Source organism: uncultured Victivallis sp., from assembly GCA_944389935.1.
GTDB lineage: Bacteria > Verrucomicrobiota > Lentisphaeria > Victivallales > Victivallaceae > Victivallis.
This window is the reverse complement of sequence record CALXOE010000024.1, coordinates 12,862-28,608: the sequence shown is the minus strand read 5'-3', so window position 1 is coordinate 28,608 and position 15,747 is coordinate 12,862. Positions and strand designations below refer to the sequence as shown.

Sequence of the window (15,747 nt, the reverse complement as noted above, 5' to 3'; positions counted from 1 at the left end):
TTCTGGTTATGCTTAAGAAGTTGAAAAAAGCGTTGAAGGCGCTGCTCGGCGTTGATGAGCAGCACAAGGTCGTAGTCAAGATTGAACCGAAGTCGGAGGAGAAGAAGAAAAACCGTCCGGCAAAGGATGCCTCTCCCCGGAGAGAGCGGGAGAAGTCAAAAGAGCGTTCGCGGGGGGAGAAGTCGAAGAACTCCGCGGAACGTTCAGCGGTTTCGGAGAAGCCGAAGCGCGAGCGCTCCTCGAAGCGTCCGCGGGCCGAGCGGCCCGTCCAGGTGGAGACGCCAGAGACGCCGAAAGCGCCGCGGCCGGAACGGCCGGCGACCCTGAAAGAGGTTCCGGCGGCGGAGGGGAAAGTGCGCTTTCTCGACCTGCCGCTGCATGAAGATGTTCAGTTCGGCGTTCAGCACGCGGGATTCGAGTACTGCACGCCGATTCAGGCGATGGCGCTGCCGGCGCTGCTCGAGAACCGCGATCTGGCGGGCAAGGCGCAGACCGGAACGGGCAAGACGGCGGCGTTTCTGCTGGCGATTTTTACGCGGTTCCTGAACCAGCCGCTGCCGGGGGAGCGGAAAGCGGGGCAGCCGCGGGCGCTGATTCTCGCGCCGACCCGGGAACTGGCGATGCAGATTCACAAGGATGCCGAGGAGCTCGGGATTTTCACGGGATTGAACAATGTGGTGGTGTTCGGAGGAATGGATCACGAGAAGCAGCGCCGTTCACTCGGGAAAGTGGTCGATCTGCTGATCGGAACGCCGGGGCGGGTGATCGATTATTCGCGCAGCGGGGATCTCGATCTCTCGAAAGTGGAGGTGCTGGTCATCGACGAGGCGGACCGCATGCTCGACATGGGATTCATCCCGGACGTAAAGCGGATCGTCGCGCAGCTCCCGAAGAAAGGAAAACGGCAGACGCTGCTCTTCTCCGCGACGCTGGACGATCACATTCTGCGCTTCACTTCCGACTGGCTGGCCGAGCCGGTCATCTACGAGAGCGAACCGGAGAAGATGGTCAGCGAGAACATCGAACAGACTTTCTATTCGGTGCTGCGCGACGAAAAACTTGCGCTGCTGCTGTACATTCTGCGCACCGAGCCGTATGAGCGGATCATCATTTTCGGCAATCGCAAGGACGTGAATCTGCGGTTGCAGTACGATCTCTCGCGATTCGGTTACGAGGTCCCGGTGCTGTCGGGCGACATCCCGCAGGATAAGCGGATCAAGATTCTTGAGAAGTTCCGGGCCGGAGTTGAGAAGATCGTGATCGCGACGGACGTGGCGGCGCGCGGCATCCATGTGGACAACGTTTCGCTGGTCATCAACTACGATCTGCCGGAGCATGCGGAGGATTACGTTCACCGCATCGGTCGGACGGGACGGGCGGGCCACTCCGGCAAGTCGATCAGCTTTCTGTGCGAATACGGCGCCTATTTCCTGCCGGATATCGAGAAGCTGCTCGGAGTCCAGTTCCCGAGCACGCTGCCGACGGAGGAGATGCTGCAGATGCCCGAGCCGATTCCGGGGGCGAAGCCGGCCCGTCAGGCGGGACGCCGTTCCGGCGGACGCGGCGGCGATTCCCGCGGACGCGCCTCCTCCCGCGGACGCAGGTAATTTTCTGCTCAAGAAAATCGCAAAAAAAATCCAAAAAGGGTTGATCTTTTCGCGGGCGGGCGTATCTTATACAGGAAAAGAGGCTGGTTTCCGAGCAGGGGGTTCGGGGATCGGCCCGATTTTCAAAGCAACAGGGGGGGGGCTTCTGAGAGCTGAAACGGATCATGTCCACCGGAGACAACACGCATAAGTTCAAAGAACTGTACCGCTTCGTAAAACCTTACCAGACTCTCCTCGGCGTCGCCGTCGTCTTTCACATTGTCTGCACCTGTCTCGGGCTGCTGATGCCTCTGGTGCTGAAAGTGATCATCGACAAGGCGCTGGGTGGTTCGGATCTGAGTCTGCTCTACGTCCTGCTGGCAGGTGTGGTGCTGCTCTACTGGGTCCGGGCGTTTTTCTTCTACACGTGCAACTATCTGACCTATTACCCGATTCACCGGATGCTGCTGGATCTGCGCGTGAAGCTCTTCAAGCATCTGCAGAGCCTCTCGCTGCGCTTCTATCAGGAGTATCGGACGGGCAAGCTGATCTCGAACATTCTGACCGACGTGGCGGCGCTGCAGTCGATGTTTTCGACGGTGATCGTCGGGGTGGCGTCGAATCTCTTCGCGCTGATTTTCGTCGGGATCATGCTGGTGATTTTAAGTCCGACCCTGTCGCTGATCTGTCTTGTGGTTCTGCCGGTGGTTTATCTGGTGTTTTCGCGGTTCCGGAAGGTGCTGCGGACGCGCTCGATGATCCTGCGCGAACACATGTCGGAGGTTTCGGCGAATCTGGCGGAGGTCATCAACGGCATCAAGGTTGTGAAGTCGTTCGGCAAGGAACGTTCCGAAAACCGGAACTTCATGGAGCGGCTCAAGCCGACGTTCGACATGTCGCTGACGCTTTCGATGCGCGGCTTCATGCTGAATATCGTGATGGATCAGATTTCGATCTACACGTCGGTGGCGGTGCTGGGGTTCGGCGGCTACATGGTTTCGCGCGGGAGGATGACGCTCGGCGAACTTGTGGCGTTCTACACGTACATGCAGATGTTTTTCGGGCCGGTCGTGCAGCTCACGGGATTCGCTCCGGCGATCAGCGAGGGAGCGGTCAGCGCGGAACGGCTCCTGACGCTGATGTCGTTCGTTCCGGAGATCAAGGAGCGAGAACATGCGATACACCTCTACCGCGCAACGGGTCATGTCTCTTTCGAGTCGGTCTCGTTTGGTTACAGTCCGAACCGTATGGTGCTCAAGGATTTCACACTTGATGTGCAGCCGGGGTTGAAAGTGGCTCTGGTCGGGCCGTCCGGATCGGGGAAGTCGACGATCGCGAGTCTGCTCATGCGTTTCTTCGATGTGACGAGCGGACGGATTCTGCTCGACGGCGAGGACATCCGGGATCTGTCGATCGATTCGCTGCGACGGAATATCGGGATCGTGCTGCAGGAGTCGTTCCTCTTTTCGGGGACGATCGAGGAGAATATCCGCTACGGCAAGGAGGACACGAGTTTCGAGGAGGTCGTGGAGGCCGCGAAGATGGCGAACGCCTACGAATTCATCCGCGAACTGCCGCTCGGCTTCCGGACGGAGGTCGGCGAGAACGGCGTATCGCTCTCCGGCGGCCAGAAGCAGCGTCTGGCGATCGCGCGGACGGTTCTGCACAATCCCGCCGTGCTGATTCTCGACGAGGCGACGAGTGCGCTCGATACGATATCGGAAGCCGTTGTGCAGCAGGCTCTTGATAAATTGATGGCGGGGCGGACGACGATCATTATCGCGCATCGGCTCTCGACGGTACGCAACGCGGATTTGATTGTCGTTCTCGAGGACGGGCATATTGCTCAGCGCGGCCGCCACGAGGAACTGCTCTGCCAGGATGGTCCTTATCGCCGGCTTTACGCGATGCAGCTCAAGGAGCAGCATGAACACGATTCGCCGAACTACGAGGAGGGACGGTTCGGCCTCGAGGAGGACCCGGAAGAATGAAGACGCATCAGGGCGGTTTGCGGGGAAAGCTCAGATTGTTGACCATCATCGGATTCTCGCTGGTGCTGCTGGTGATCGGCGGAATCATTTCACTGTTTCTGATTGAGATCGAGGATGTGATTTACGCGAAAGGGAAGATTGCGTCGGAGATCACCTACGATGTCATCAGTCACCTCGACGGACGGGTGGTCCGCCTGAATTTCGACGAGGGGGATGATGTTAAAGAGGGAGACGTCATCGCGCAGGTCGACGCGATTGAGTACGAAGAGGAACAGGTTCGCATCGAGTCTGAAATCCGCGAGTATGAGGCCGAGCTCGAAGTGAAGAAAGCCGAGCTCGAAGCGCTCCGGACCAATCCGCTGCCGAAAGAGCTCTGGTACGCCGAGACGAATTTGCGGGAAAGCACGGACAAGGCACAGCGCACGCAGGCGCGGTTGAACCGGTCGTTGAAACTCTCGACCAACAACGCGATTTCAAAGCGCGAGTTCGAGGATGCCGAGATCGAAAACATCAAAGCGCAGGGGGAACTCGCGCGCGCCCGGGAGAATCTGGAGATGGTGCGCAGCGGAGTCGGCGAACGGAACATCGAAAAGGCGGAGCGCGACATCGACCTCGTTCAGGCGAAGATCGCAAGCCGCCGGGCGGCGCTGAAGCTCGTGGAACGGCGGATTCGCGAATGCCGGATCGTGGCGCCGAGCGACGGCCGTCTCGTGACGCTGCCGTGCAAATACTCGACTTACGTGCAGAAAGGGGAGCTCGCCGCGCGAATGTCGGCGGGGACGACGCTCAAGGGAATCGCCTATGTCGACGAGACGGTGGTGCGCAAAGTGCGCATCGGCCAGAGCGTGCGGATCTCCAGCGGCGTGTTCAACCGGCTGGAATACGGGTCGTTCTACGGCAGCGTGGACCGGGTTTACGATACGCCGATTCAGGATCCGGATACGAATGCGACGCGCTATCCGGTCGAGGTTACGATCGACAGTCAGGGGCGGCCGCTCAAACTCGGGTCCAGTGCAGATTTTGCGATTGTCACGGGGCGTGAGCCGGTGATCTACACGATTCTGAACATGACCTCGGAGGAGGATGCCCGTCGTGAAGCGTCGCCACCGGCGGGGCAGGGGGGGTGATTTTCGTTTCGTTTCTGTTCTGGAGACTTGCAATCGGGCGTGCCGGGAGTATATTCCAGAGAGGTTCATGAATCGGCATGGAGTGATTGCTACGATGATGGAATGGAAAAAACTTTTGTCTCCCCACCGGGTCGGCAGTTCGCGGCCCGGGGAGATTTCGCAGGCGCGTTCGCCGTTTCAACGTGATTTCGACCGGATCGTCTTTTCCGGTTCGTTCCGACGGCTTCAGGACAAGACGCAGGTGTTTCCGCTGGCTAAGACCGACTATGTCCGCACCCGGCTCACGCACAGTCTCGAGGCGAGTTCGGTGGGGCGTTCGCTCGGCAGCGCGGCGGGAGTGTTCCTGCGGGAGAATTTCGATCTCGGTGAGGCGCAGCCGAGCGACGTCGGCGCGGCGGTAGCGGCGGCGGCGCTCGCGCACGACATCGGCAATCCGCCGCTCGGTCACGCGGGCGAGGAGGCGATCCGCCACTGGTTTACGCACTCTCCGGTCGGTCGCGCGATGCGGGACGTGATGAATGAGTACGAAGCGGCCGATTTCGAGTTTTACGAAGGCAACGCACAGGGATTCCGGGTACTGACCCGGCTTGAAATGCCCGACCAGACCGGCGGCATGCAGCTGACCTGCGCGACGCTGGCGGCTTTTGCAAAATATCCGTGTGCTTCGCGTGTGTCGGTGAAACCCGGCGGCGTGGCGGGTAAGAAGTTCAATTTCTTCCGTTCGGAGGAGGCGCTTTTCCGGGAGATGGCCGAACACACGGGGCTGATTCCGGTCGGTCCGGATGCGTGGCAGCGGCATCCGCTCGCGTATCTGGTCGAGGCGGCGGATGACATCGCCTACCGCATTGTCGATTTCGAGGACGGGCAGCGGCTCGGGCTCGTGAGTTACCAGGAGCTGGAACGGCTGTTCCTTGAGATCATCGACTCCGAGCGTTCTGCGGAGTATGTCGCTACGATCGATTCGCCGCTGCGCAAGGCGGAGTTTCTGCGTGCGCAGGTGATCGGCAAACTGGTTCGGAAATGCACGCAGGTGTTCATCGACCATCACGACGAGTTGTTGAATGGAACGCTCGAAAAACCGCTGCTCGCCTACGTCGACTGTCAGGAGCCGTTGCGGAGCATCGAACGGCGCAGTACGCGGGATATTTATCAGCACCGCGCGGTGGCGGAGGTGATCGGTGCCGGGTTCGAGATGGTTTCCGGTATGCTGGACATCTTCGTCCCGTGCGTAAATGAGATGGCGCTCGAGGCGGACGGCGGCAAACGCGCGTCGTTCCGCAGCCGGCGGCTGTCCGCGCTGCTGCCGGATATGGAGGCGAATCTCGCGGATGCGGAGTGGCGGCGCAGTTCCTATCTGCGGCTGCTGCGGGTGCTCGACTACGTCTCGGGCATGACTGACTCCTACGCGGTCAGTCTCTACCAGAAGCTCAAGGGAATTTCGCTGTGACGCACGTCTGTTGAAGAGACGTAACGTTTTCATTCTGAAAGGAATTTATGGAACTTCCATATTCAATTTATCTCTCCCCCCGCCGGATGTGCGAGGGGATTGAGGCGGTGATTCCGCCGGAGGGTGGGCGCATTGTGCGTCGTCCGTTCAACCACTATTCGCCGTCGCTGACGGACTGGTGGATCGTGCCGTCACTGGAGCTGCCGTTCTTCAAGTTCGGGAAATACTTTTTCACGTGGGATGAAAAGGTGCGCAATCCGATCCGGTGCGGACTCTATCTGGCCAAAGGACTTGATCCGATGTTGAAGAAGGTCTATCCGACGAAAAAGGGACGCCGGCTTCTGATGGACGGCTCGTGGGGGTGGCACACGTTCTATCCTGCAGTGGAGTCGGGGGTTCTGCAGGAAAAAGTGCGGGAGGGAGCCGCCGCGCTCGGCCGCCCGGTGGAGCTGATCTTCGAGGGCGGATATGTCGACGATCCCGGACTCTTCAACCCCGATTCTGAGCTGCGCAAAAAGGATCGCTATACGCTCGTGCACGATCCGGCGGACAACTCGATCCGGGTGCAGAGCGCGCGGCGCGACGCGATGAGCATGAAGTTCCTGAACAAAGTGCGTGACTGGAAGAGTTTCGGGGAGGCGATGAAGTTCCTGAATGAGGAACAGTTCATGTGGGTCGACCTGTTTCTCTGTTCGGCGTGGCGTGTCGCGCCGGGGGTCGAGGCGCCGCCGGGAGCGGCGGGCGCGGAAGAGCTGTGGACCAGATGGCTTGCACTCTTCCGGGAGTTCGTGCGCTGAAATGCTGCTCGCGGGGAAAATTTTCGTCCCGGATTCGGAACTGGAGTGGCAGTTTGCCCAGTCCGGCGGCCCCGGCGGTCAGAATGTGAACAAGGTCTGCACGGCGGTGCGTCTGAGCTGGAACGTGCGGGATTCCGTGTCGATTCCGGAGCCGTTCCGGGAGCGGCTGCTCGCGCGGCTCGGAGACCGGCTGAATGCGGCCGGGGAACTTGTCGTGACGGCCCGTGAAGAGCGTTCGCAGTATCTGAACCGTCGCGCCGCCGAGGCGAAACTCTCCGCACTGGTTGCGGCGGCGCTGACGGTCCGGAAGATGCGCCGTGCGACGAAGCCGACGAAAGCCTCGATCGCGCGGCGGCTCGAGTCGAAAGAACGCCGCTCCGCAATCAAGACGCTGCGCCGTCCGGTTCGGCCGGAGGAGTGATTGCGGCCGATTCCGGAATCCGATTGCCTTTCTCCTTGAGGACAAAGAGGCAGTAGCGTTTGTGTGCCTTGAAGTTTTCGGCGTTGCGCGAGCCGCTGAAATATTTGTAATCGAGTTTGTCGAGTTTGCGGCTCCAGAAGAGCCGCCCGATCCATTTTCCGGGCAGCCAGATCCAGCGATGCCGGCTCGATAATTCGTCGATGACCAGGTCGCGGATCGGAACGGCGACCTGCTGAAGCGCCTCGTTGACGAGTTGAAGATTCGGAGCGGTATTCTCCGTGATGTCCACCTCCCGGCACAGGGTGAAAGAGGAGGCGTCGAGTTTTTCGCGGAAACGGCTGAGCCGATGACCGCCGCCCATGGCGCTCGTGCCGGCGCCCGGAATGCGGAAAAAATCGCAGATGATGACGCTTCCGCCGGGATTGAGGAACTCCGGCATGCGTGCGAAGACCGTATCGAGATCGATGTACTGAAAACTTTCGCTGAAGAGCAGGCAGTCGTACTTCTTTCCCGCGGGGATCGTTTCAAATGTGCATTCGTAGAGAGTCCCGCGTCCCTCGAGTTTCTCCCGGACGATGCCGGAGAGATAGGGACTCGGAGAGACGCAGTCAACCTGATAGCCGCTTTTCAGCAGCACTTCGGCATTGTGTCCGGTGCCGCAGCCGATGTCGAGGATGCTCGACACGCCCTCCGGAATGTTGCTGCGGAGAAATTCCGCGTAAAGGTCCTGCGCTTTCGGCAGATTTTCCAGCGTGACCGGCAGATCGCCGGGCCAGTAGCCGTAGTGAAGATGTTCGGTTTTCAGAAAATAACGTCCGAAAATGTTCGCGATGCGCAAGCCGATTTCCTGGGAGTTCGGGTTTTTGCGCTGCTTCCGTTTGAGAGATTTGTATACCATGACTGAATGAATGTCTTTTGCCTGAGTCCAAAAAAATACAAAGACGGCGGAGAGTGGGAATCCCATCCCCCGTCGCATGAAAAAAAGATGGCGTGAGACGATCAGCAGCGCAAGACCGGGAATTCGGGGACGGCGATGCGGATCTCCCCGGGCGGGAAGAGCGTGGCAGTCGCAATCGGCCGATACGCCGGATTTTCAAAACGGAACGGCTGCGGGGGCTCGAAGACGGGGAGAAAATGGTGGAACGCTTTCGGGATGATCGCTTCGTCAAATTCCTCTTCCTGAAGCTCCGCGCAGGGAGTCGCATCCGAACCGCGGTGAGGAGTCGTCGCGTGGGGATGTTCCGGAATGTCGGGCGAGATGAAGCTGCCGGAGTTCACATGGTTGACCACATACGCGATCAGCGGCAGCATGAACACCAGAAGAAAAAGAAGAAGTCGGAATCCGGCTCCTCCGGACGGTTTGATCGAATGAATGTACATGCTTTACTATATCATGGGAAGCGTCGGATTGCAAATGGAAATGATTCCGGCAAAAATCTCGCTTCCTGCACAATAAAAAGTACGGATGATCCGTTATCATCGGTATAAAATCGTTGCATCGAACAATGCTGATGATTTCATCAATCGAAAAATGGAGCTGGGCAAACATGAAGAAGTTATTGCGTTACTGTCTGACGGTGGTGATTCTCGCCGCACTGATCTGGGGTGGAATCTGGGGATATCGGCGCTGGTTCGGTCAGAAGACAAAGACGGTTTTCAAGACCGAAGCGGTTGAAAAAAGCGATCTGGCCAGTACGATCAGTGCGACTGGAACCGTTGAGCCGGAAGAGCTTGTGAACGTCGGAGCTCAGGTGAGCGGCAAGATCGCCGTGTTCGGCACCGACGCGAACGGCAAGTCGGTCGACTACGGTTCGCAGGTCAAGCAGGGAATGATCCTCGCGCGGATCGACGATGCGGTCTACGCCGCGGAGATGCGCGCCGCCGAAGCGAGCAAACTGCAGGCCGAGGCGAACATCAAGGAAGCCAGTGCGAACATCGACCTTGCGGAGGCGCAGCTGCTGCTCGCCCAAAGCAACTGGGAACGGGCGCAGACTCTCCAGACCAAGGATGCGATGTCGAAGAGCGATTACGACAGCTACAAGGCCGAATACGACTCGGCCGTAGCGACGATCTCGGTGCGAAAGGCGAATCTCGCACAGGCCGAGGCGGAACTTGCAAGCGCCCAGGCGTCGTACGACAAGGCCAAACAGAATTACGACTACTGCATCATCAGTTCGCCGGTGGACGGGGTCATCATCGACCGCCGGGTCAGCGTCGGCCAGACGGTGGTCTCGAGCATGAGTGCGTCGAGCATCTTCCTGATTGCGAAAGATTTGACGAAAATGCAGGTTTGGGTTTCCGTCAACGAGGCTGATATCGGGCAGATCAAACCGGGTATGCCGGTCACGTTCACGGTCGATGCGTTTCCGACCGAGTCGTTCGTCGGGGTGGTGCACCGGATCCGGTTGAATGCGACGATGTCGCAGAACGTCGTGACCTACGTGGTCGAAGTCAGCACCGACAACTCGAGCGGACGGCTGCTGCCTTACCTGACCGCGAACGTGAAGTTCATCCTCGCGGAACGTAAGAATGTCCTGGCTGTGTCAAATGCCGCGCTGCGTTATCTCCCGGACAACTCTCTCGTTGCGCCGGAATACCGGGAACTCGCCGCAGAGGCTGCCGCCGTCAAACGCAACAGCTCTGAGCGTTTTCTCTGGGTGCTCGAGGAGGGCGGAATCAGGCCGCTGAAAGTCACGATCGGCTTGAATGACGGAATCTCGACCGAGATCATTTCCGGCGAGCTCAAAGAGGGAATGCAGGTCGTGACCGGCGCTACGCAGGTCGCCGCCAGTGAGGCGCCGGAGTCGGAGGCGAATGCCGGCAGTCCGTTCCTGCCGAAACCGCCGAAACGCCGGTAATGTGCAGGGAGGCATCCCATGAAACTCATTGAATTGAAAGATATTACCAAAACCTACTTTCTCGGCGAGATCGATGTTCCGGTGTTGAAAGGCATCACGCTCTCGATCGAGAAAGGGGAGTATGTGGCATTGATGGGCGCCTCCGGTTCCGGAAAAAGCACGCTCATGAATATCCTCGGCTGTCTCGACCGTCCCACCTCGGGAGAGTATCTGCTCGAGGGCGAGGAGGTCGGCAGCGCTTCCGGCGACCGTCGCGCTGTGGTGCGGAACAAGAAGATCGGTTTCGTGTTCCAGAGCTTCAATCTTCTGCCGCGGACGAGTGCGCTCGACAACGTGATTATGCCGCTGGCATACACCGCGGGCGGACTCTCGCGGCGCGAGTGCCGCCGTCGCGGGATGGAGATGCTCGAACGGGTCGGACTCGCGGAACGGATGCACCATTATCCGTCGCAGCTTTCCGGCGGTCAGCAGCAGCGCGTGGCGATCGCGCGGGCGCTCATCAACCATCCGCCGGTGCTGTTTGCGGACGAGCCGACCGGCAACCTCGATTCGCGCACGAGCGAAGAGGTTATGCAGATGTTCGGGAAATTGAATGAAGAGGGGATCTCGGTGATTCTCGTGACCCACTCCGCGGAGCTCGCGGGCTACGCGAAACGGCAGATTCACGTGCAGGACGGCCGGATCGTTGCGGGCACGTATGAGGGAAAGGCGGTGTCGGCATGAATGTGGCAAGTACTATTGTTGTAGCGCTCAAGGCGCTGCTGCGCAATCCGACCCGCGCGCTGCTGACCACGCTCGGAATCGTGATCGGCATCGCGGCGGTCATCACGATGATGGAGATCGGAACCGGATCGTCACAGTCGATCCAGAGTTCGATCGAAAAGATGGGGGCCAATACGATTCTGGTGCTGCCGGGCGCGTCGCGCCGCGGCGGGGTGAACCAGGGATCGGGCAGCCGGATGTCGCTCACTCCGGAGGATTGCGAGGCGATTCTGCGGGAATGTGTGTCGGTCGGGACGGCGGTCCCGGTGGTGAACGCGGGCGGCTATCAGGTGATTTCTGGCAACGTGAACTACGCTCCGAGCCGGATCACCGGGACGGCGCCGGATTTTCTGACCATCCGTAACTGGGAGGTCGAAGAGGGGCGGAACTTCACGCTGCGTGAGACGAATTCCCGGGCGACGGTCTGTCTGGTCGGCACGACGATCGTGCGCGAGGTATTCGGGGGCAATTCTCCGATCGACAGCGAGCTGCGGATCAAGGACACTGCTTTCAAGGTCATCGGCGTGTTGAAGAGCAAGGGCGCGAATATGATGGGGTCGGACGAGGATGACGTCATCATCCTGCCGTGGACCACGACGCGGCTGCGGCTGACCGGGCTCAAGACCGGAGAGGCCTCCGACACGACCAGCACGGCGGCGACCAGTCCGAGTGCGCTCTATCCGGGCGAGGGGGTGGCGTTCTATCCGGAGCCGGACGAGAATCTCGAAACGGATACGCTCCTGATGCCGAAGTTCATTCACATCGATATGATTCAGATGGTTGCGACTTCTCCGGAGAAAGTCGACGAGGCGATCGATGAGGTGACGACGCTTCTGCGCGAACGCCATCGCATCAAGCCCGGAGAGGACGACGACTTTCACATCCGCAACTCGGCGGAATTCATGCAGATGCTGACCGGTACCACGACGGTCATGACGAATTTGCTGCTCGGAGTGGCGCTGATTTCGCTCATCGTCGGCGGCGTCGGAATCATGAACATCATGCTCGTTTCGGTGACGGAACGGACGCGAGAGATCGGATTGCGCATGGCGGTCGGCGCGCGGTCGCGGGATATCCTGCAGCAGTTTCTGATCGAATCGATGGTGCTCTGTCTGGTCGGCGGGGTGGTCGGGATTCTGCTCGGACATGGTGCGGCGCTGCTGGTGGAGCGCTACCTCGGCTGGCCGATCGCGTCGAGCCCGGAGGCGGTGCTGGCGGCGGTCGCGGTTTCTGCGGCGGTGGGGCTGGTCTTCGGATTCTACCCCGCATGGAAAGCGTCGAAACTTGACCCGATCGAGGCGCTGCGGTACGAGTAACCATTGAAAAACGGCGTGACGATGCTATGTTATCGGGATGAGATTGGAGGTTCATCTTGAGCATCGAGTTATCGGTCACGCCGGGCGGGAAGATCCACGTCGCAGGAGATGCCGCACTGGCGGAGGCGTTCGCTTCCGGGGTCGGTGCGGGGCTTCTTGCGCTGTTGCAGGGAACGGTTCCGGCGGATGCGTCGGGATCGTTTCATTTTTTCCGGCGTCTGGTTCGTGAGTATGCTGCGCGGCTCTGCCGGGTGCCGGAGACGGAGGCCGATCCCGGCGCGTTTTTTTCCGCCGCGTTCCCGGACGGGGAGACGGTGCGGAATCTGTTGTTTGAGCGGCCGCCGATGACCGGAGGGGAATACCTGACGCCCGAACTGCTCGAATCGATGTTCCGGGAACTGGAGAACGCCATGCGGTCGGAACTGGCGGCTTCGGGACTCCTGCTGCCGGAGTATCTGCGGACGCTTTCGCCCGCGTGGGAGAGTGTCGGCAGGGTCGCGTTTCACCTTGCCGCGAACCGCAAGAACGGGGACGGACTGCATCCGTTCGCGTTCCTCGCGACGTTTATTCACCGGCTCAGTGAAAACGATCAGCCGCGCCATCTGCCGCTGGCGACCGCATTGCAGACGTTTTCGAGTGATCGCAAGGCGCTGCTCGCATTGCTGCTGCCGATCCGGCGCGCGGCGGAAAAGAGTGAACTTTTGGCGCGGATGCTGGCGGACAATTCGATCTATCGCCCGTGCGCCTGGACCCCGATGGAGGCGCACACGTTCGTCCGGGAGATCTCCGTTTACGAGGAGGCGAACATCGTCGTGCGGTTCGCGAATCTCTGGAAAAAACGGCCGAAAAAACTGCAGGCGCAGGTCGCGCTCGATGTCGGCCGCCGCCCGGGGCGGCTGAATTCGGAACTGCTGCTGAAATTTTCCATTCAGGCCGTGATCGGCGATGAGAAGCTCACGGAAGAGGAGCTCGAATCCCTGCTCGAATCGGGCGGCGGATTGGTGCGCATCAAAGGCGAATGGGTCGATGCCGACCCGGAGAATGTGCGCAAACTTCTGAAACAGTGGGGCGCGCTTCCGCGCGAGATGCTGACGTTGACGGAAGGAGCGCGGTTGCTGGCGGGTGCCGCGCCGGAGTTTCCCGCGCCCGCCGCTGATCCGGAACTGCTCCGGGTCGAGGCGACGGCGGAGCTCGAACAGCTGCTTTCGGGGGAGGGACTCCCGGAGGAGTTGAAACGCCCGGCGCTGCCGCCCCGGCTGGAACTGCTGCTGCGTTCCTATCAGAAGAGCGGAATCGAGTTCCTGTGGCGGACGTCGGCGCTCGGGATGGGGGCGTGTCTCGCGGATGACATGGGGCTCGGCAAGACGCTGCAGGTGCTCTCGTTTCTCGAGCTGCTGCGGCTTCAGGGGGCGCTGGAGGGGTGTCCGGCGCTTTTGATCCTGCCCGCGTCGCTGCTTGCGAACTGGCGCGACGAAGCGGCGAAGTTCACGCCTGAACTGCGGCTGAAACTGCTTCACGGCTCGGAACTTGCGCCGGGGTGGATGGAGAAGTTCATGTCGGATCCGGCGGAATTTCTGCGCGGCTGCGATCTCGCGGTTACGACTTATGCGACCGCGGTACGGCTGCTGGCGGGATTGCGGAAACTCGAGTTCCCGGCAGTGATCGCGGACGAGGCACAGGCGTTGAAGAATCCGGCGTCGAATCAGAGCCGGGCCGTTCGGAGTTTGCGCGCGCGGCGGCGAATCGCGCTCTCGGGTACGCCGATCGAGAATCGGCTGACCGACCTCTGGAGCATTTTCGACTTCCTCTCACCGGGACTGCTCGGGAGTCTGCCGCGTTTTCAGGAGAGCGTCAAACAGATGGAGGAGGCGGGCAACTCCTACGCGCCGCTCCGCCGGCTGACATCGCCTTACATTCTGCGGCGGCTCAAGAGCGACCGGGCGGTCATCCGCGATCTGCCGGACAAGAGTGAAGTAAACGTTTTCTGCACGCTCTCGAAAGAACAGGCGCTGCTCTACCGCCGTGTGGTCGACGCGATGAAGCGCGATCTTGAGTCCGCCGGAGAGGAGCGGCGGGCTGGGGTCGTGCTCGGGGCATTGACCCATTTCAAACAGATCTGCAACCATCCGGCTCAGTTTCTCGGGGGAGGGGATTTCCGGATGGAGTCGAGCGGCAAATTCCGGCGTCTTGCGGAACTCGCGGAGCTGATCGCTTCGAGACAGGAAAAAGCGTTGATTTTCACGCAGTTCCGGGAAATGTGCGAGCCGCTGCACGAACTGCTTGCTCACCATTTCGGCCGTCCGGGTCTCGTGCTGCACGGGGGGACTCCGGTTTCGCGCCGTCCGGAGCTCGTGGCGGAGTTTCAGCGGGAGGAGGGGCCGCCCTTTTTCGTGCTGTCGCTGAAAGCTGCCGGGACCGGATTGAATCTGACTGCCGCGAGCCACGTGATTCATTTCGACCGCTGGTGGAATCCCGCGGTCGAAAATCAGGCGACCGACCGCGCCTACCGGATCGGGCAGCATCGCAACGTGCTTGTGCACAAGTTTATCTGCGTCGGAACGATCGAACAGCGCATCGACTGGATGATCCGCGACAAGCAGAAACTTGCCGGATCGCTGCTGGAAAGCGGAGTCGAGTTGCAGCTGATGAAGATGACTCCCGCCGAACTGCTGCGGTTCGCAAAACTCGATTTGAACACTCTGGAGGAGAGTCATGAGATACTTTGACGATGATGAACGGCCGGTCTCTGCGGCGGGATTGCGCGCGTTCGCCCGGAAGATCGCGAAACGGATCGAAAAAGAGGAGGGGCGGACGCTCTTTCCCGTCGAGTCGGCGGGGCGCTCCATTGCGAAGAGTTTCTGGGGCAAAGCGTGGTGTCGCAACATCGAGTCGTACCAGGATTACGAGAGCCGTCTGCCGCGCGGCCGCAGCTATCTGAAAAACGGCGCGGTGATCGATCTCGGAATCGAACCCGGGAAAGTGAATGCGCTCGTGGTCGGCGGAGAACTCTACCACATTTCGATCGCGATCGATCCGGTGCGCCCCGAGCGCTGGGAGGAACTCCGGAAGCGGTGTGCGGGGCGGATCGACTCTCTGGTGGATCTCGTCGCGGGGAAACTTTCAGAGCCGGTCATTGAACTGCTCTGTTCGCCCGGGACGGGGCTCTTTCCCGCACCGGAGGAGATCCATATGAGCTGCGACTGCCCGGATTGGGCGGATTTGTGCAAACATCTCGCAGCCGTGCTTTACGGGGTCGGGGTGCGGCTTGACGCGGACCCGGAGCTGTTTTTCGTGCTGCGGGGTGTCGATCAGGCCGGACTTTTCGGGGGCGACCTCGCTTCCGCGTTGCCGGAGGAGGGGGCGGCGGAGTTCGGTGACGATCTCGCCGAAACGTTCGGGATTGAACTTGAATGACGTTTTTTCTTTTGGACGAGGATTGTAT

At 60.3% G+C, this 15,747-nt stretch carries 13 protein-coding genes; 11 read left to right on the top strand and 2 right to left on the bottom strand.

Going from position 1 to position 15,747, the window contains the following annotated elements; all coding sequences use genetic code 11:
- The first annotated feature begins 8 nt into the window (after positions 1-8).
- The 6 genes from Q0J85_RS08665 to arfB all read left to right on the top strand — a co-directional run bounded on the left by Q0J85_RS08665 (position 9) and on the right by arfB (position 7,369).
- The gene (locus Q0J85_RS08665; protein ID WP_294480412.1) at positions 9-1,607 is read left to right on the top strand and encodes a DEAD/DEAH box helicase; all 1,599 of its coding nucleotides are present in this window, start codon (positions 9-11) and stop codon (positions 1,605-1,607) included.
- 164 nt (positions 1,608-1,771) lie between these two features.
- A complete protein-coding gene (locus Q0J85_RS08660; protein WP_294480410.1) occupies positions 1,772-3,577 on the top strand; it encodes an ABC transporter ATP-binding protein in 1,806 nt (601 codons plus the stop codon).
- Positions 3,574-4,704, top strand: a complete 1,131-nt coding sequence (locus Q0J85_RS08655) for an HlyD family efflux transporter periplasmic adaptor subunit (protein ID WP_294480405.1) — start codon at positions 3,574-3,576, stop codon at positions 4,702-4,704. The genes Q0J85_RS08660 and Q0J85_RS08655 overlap by 4 nt, the downstream gene beginning before the upstream one ends.
- A 94-nt stretch (positions 4,705-4,798) precedes the next feature.
- Positions 4,799-6,151, top strand: coding sequence for a deoxyguanosinetriphosphate triphosphohydrolase (locus Q0J85_RS08650; RefSeq protein ID WP_294480404.1), 1,353 nt, complete (start codon positions 4,799-4,801; stop codon positions 6,149-6,151).
- Between the two features lie 47 nt (positions 6,152-6,198).
- A complete protein-coding gene (locus tag Q0J85_RS08645) occupies positions 6,199-6,948 on the top strand; it encodes a hypothetical protein (RefSeq protein ID WP_294480402.1) in 750 nt (249 codons plus the stop codon).
- 1 nt (position 6,949) lies between these two features.
- Entirely contained in the window at positions 6,950-7,369 is a 420-nt protein-coding gene (gene arfB, locus Q0J85_RS08640; protein WP_294480400.1) for an alternative ribosome rescue aminoacyl-tRNA hydrolase ArfB, read from the top strand.
- Here the strand turns inward: arfB and Q0J85_RS08635 are convergent.
- Both Q0J85_RS08635 and Q0J85_RS08630 read right to left on the bottom strand, forming a co-directional pair.
- A complete protein-coding gene (locus Q0J85_RS08635) occupies positions 7,332-8,207 on the bottom strand; it encodes a class I SAM-dependent methyltransferase (protein ID WP_294480398.1) in 876 nt (291 codons plus the stop codon). The genes arfB and Q0J85_RS08635 overlap by 38 nt on opposite strands.
- 161 nt (positions 8,208-8,368) lie before the next feature.
- Complete coding sequence (locus tag Q0J85_RS08630; RefSeq protein ID WP_294480389.1) at positions 8,369-8,749, bottom strand: hypothetical protein; 381 nt, start codon at positions 8,747-8,749, stop codon at positions 8,369-8,371.
- 167 nt (positions 8,750-8,916) lie between these two features.
- Here Q0J85_RS08630 and Q0J85_RS08625 point away from each other — a divergent pair, with 167 nt between their 5' ends.
- From Q0J85_RS08625 to Q0J85_RS08605, 5 genes are read left to right on the top strand one after another with little or no spacing between them, the layout of a single operon-like run.
- Entirely contained in the window at positions 8,917-10,227 is a 1,311-nt protein-coding gene (locus tag Q0J85_RS08625; protein WP_294480386.1) for an efflux RND transporter periplasmic adaptor subunit, read from the top strand.
- 18 nt (positions 10,228-10,245) lie between these two features.
- On the top strand, positions 10,246-10,950 hold the full coding sequence (locus Q0J85_RS08620) for an ABC transporter ATP-binding protein (protein ID WP_294480383.1): 705 nt from the start codon (positions 10,246-10,248) through the stop codon (positions 10,948-10,950).
- Positions 10,947-12,305: an ABC transporter permease gene (locus Q0J85_RS08615; protein WP_294480382.1), complete on the top strand. Its 1,359-nt coding sequence runs from the start codon at positions 10,947-10,949 to the stop codon at positions 12,303-12,305. Before Q0J85_RS08620 ends, Q0J85_RS08615 begins: the two co-directional genes overlap by 4 nt.
- Positions 12,306-12,361: 56 nt before the next feature.
- Complete coding sequence (locus tag Q0J85_RS08610) at positions 12,362-15,031, top strand: DEAD/DEAH box helicase (RefSeq protein WP_294480379.1); 2,670 nt, start codon at positions 12,362-12,364, stop codon at positions 15,029-15,031.
- Positions 15,018-15,719: a hypothetical protein gene (locus tag Q0J85_RS08605; RefSeq protein WP_294480376.1), complete on the top strand. Its 702-nt coding sequence runs from the start codon at positions 15,018-15,020 to the stop codon at positions 15,717-15,719. The genes Q0J85_RS08610 and Q0J85_RS08605 overlap by 14 nt, the downstream gene beginning before the upstream one ends.
- Positions 15,720-15,747: the final 28 nt, after the last annotated feature.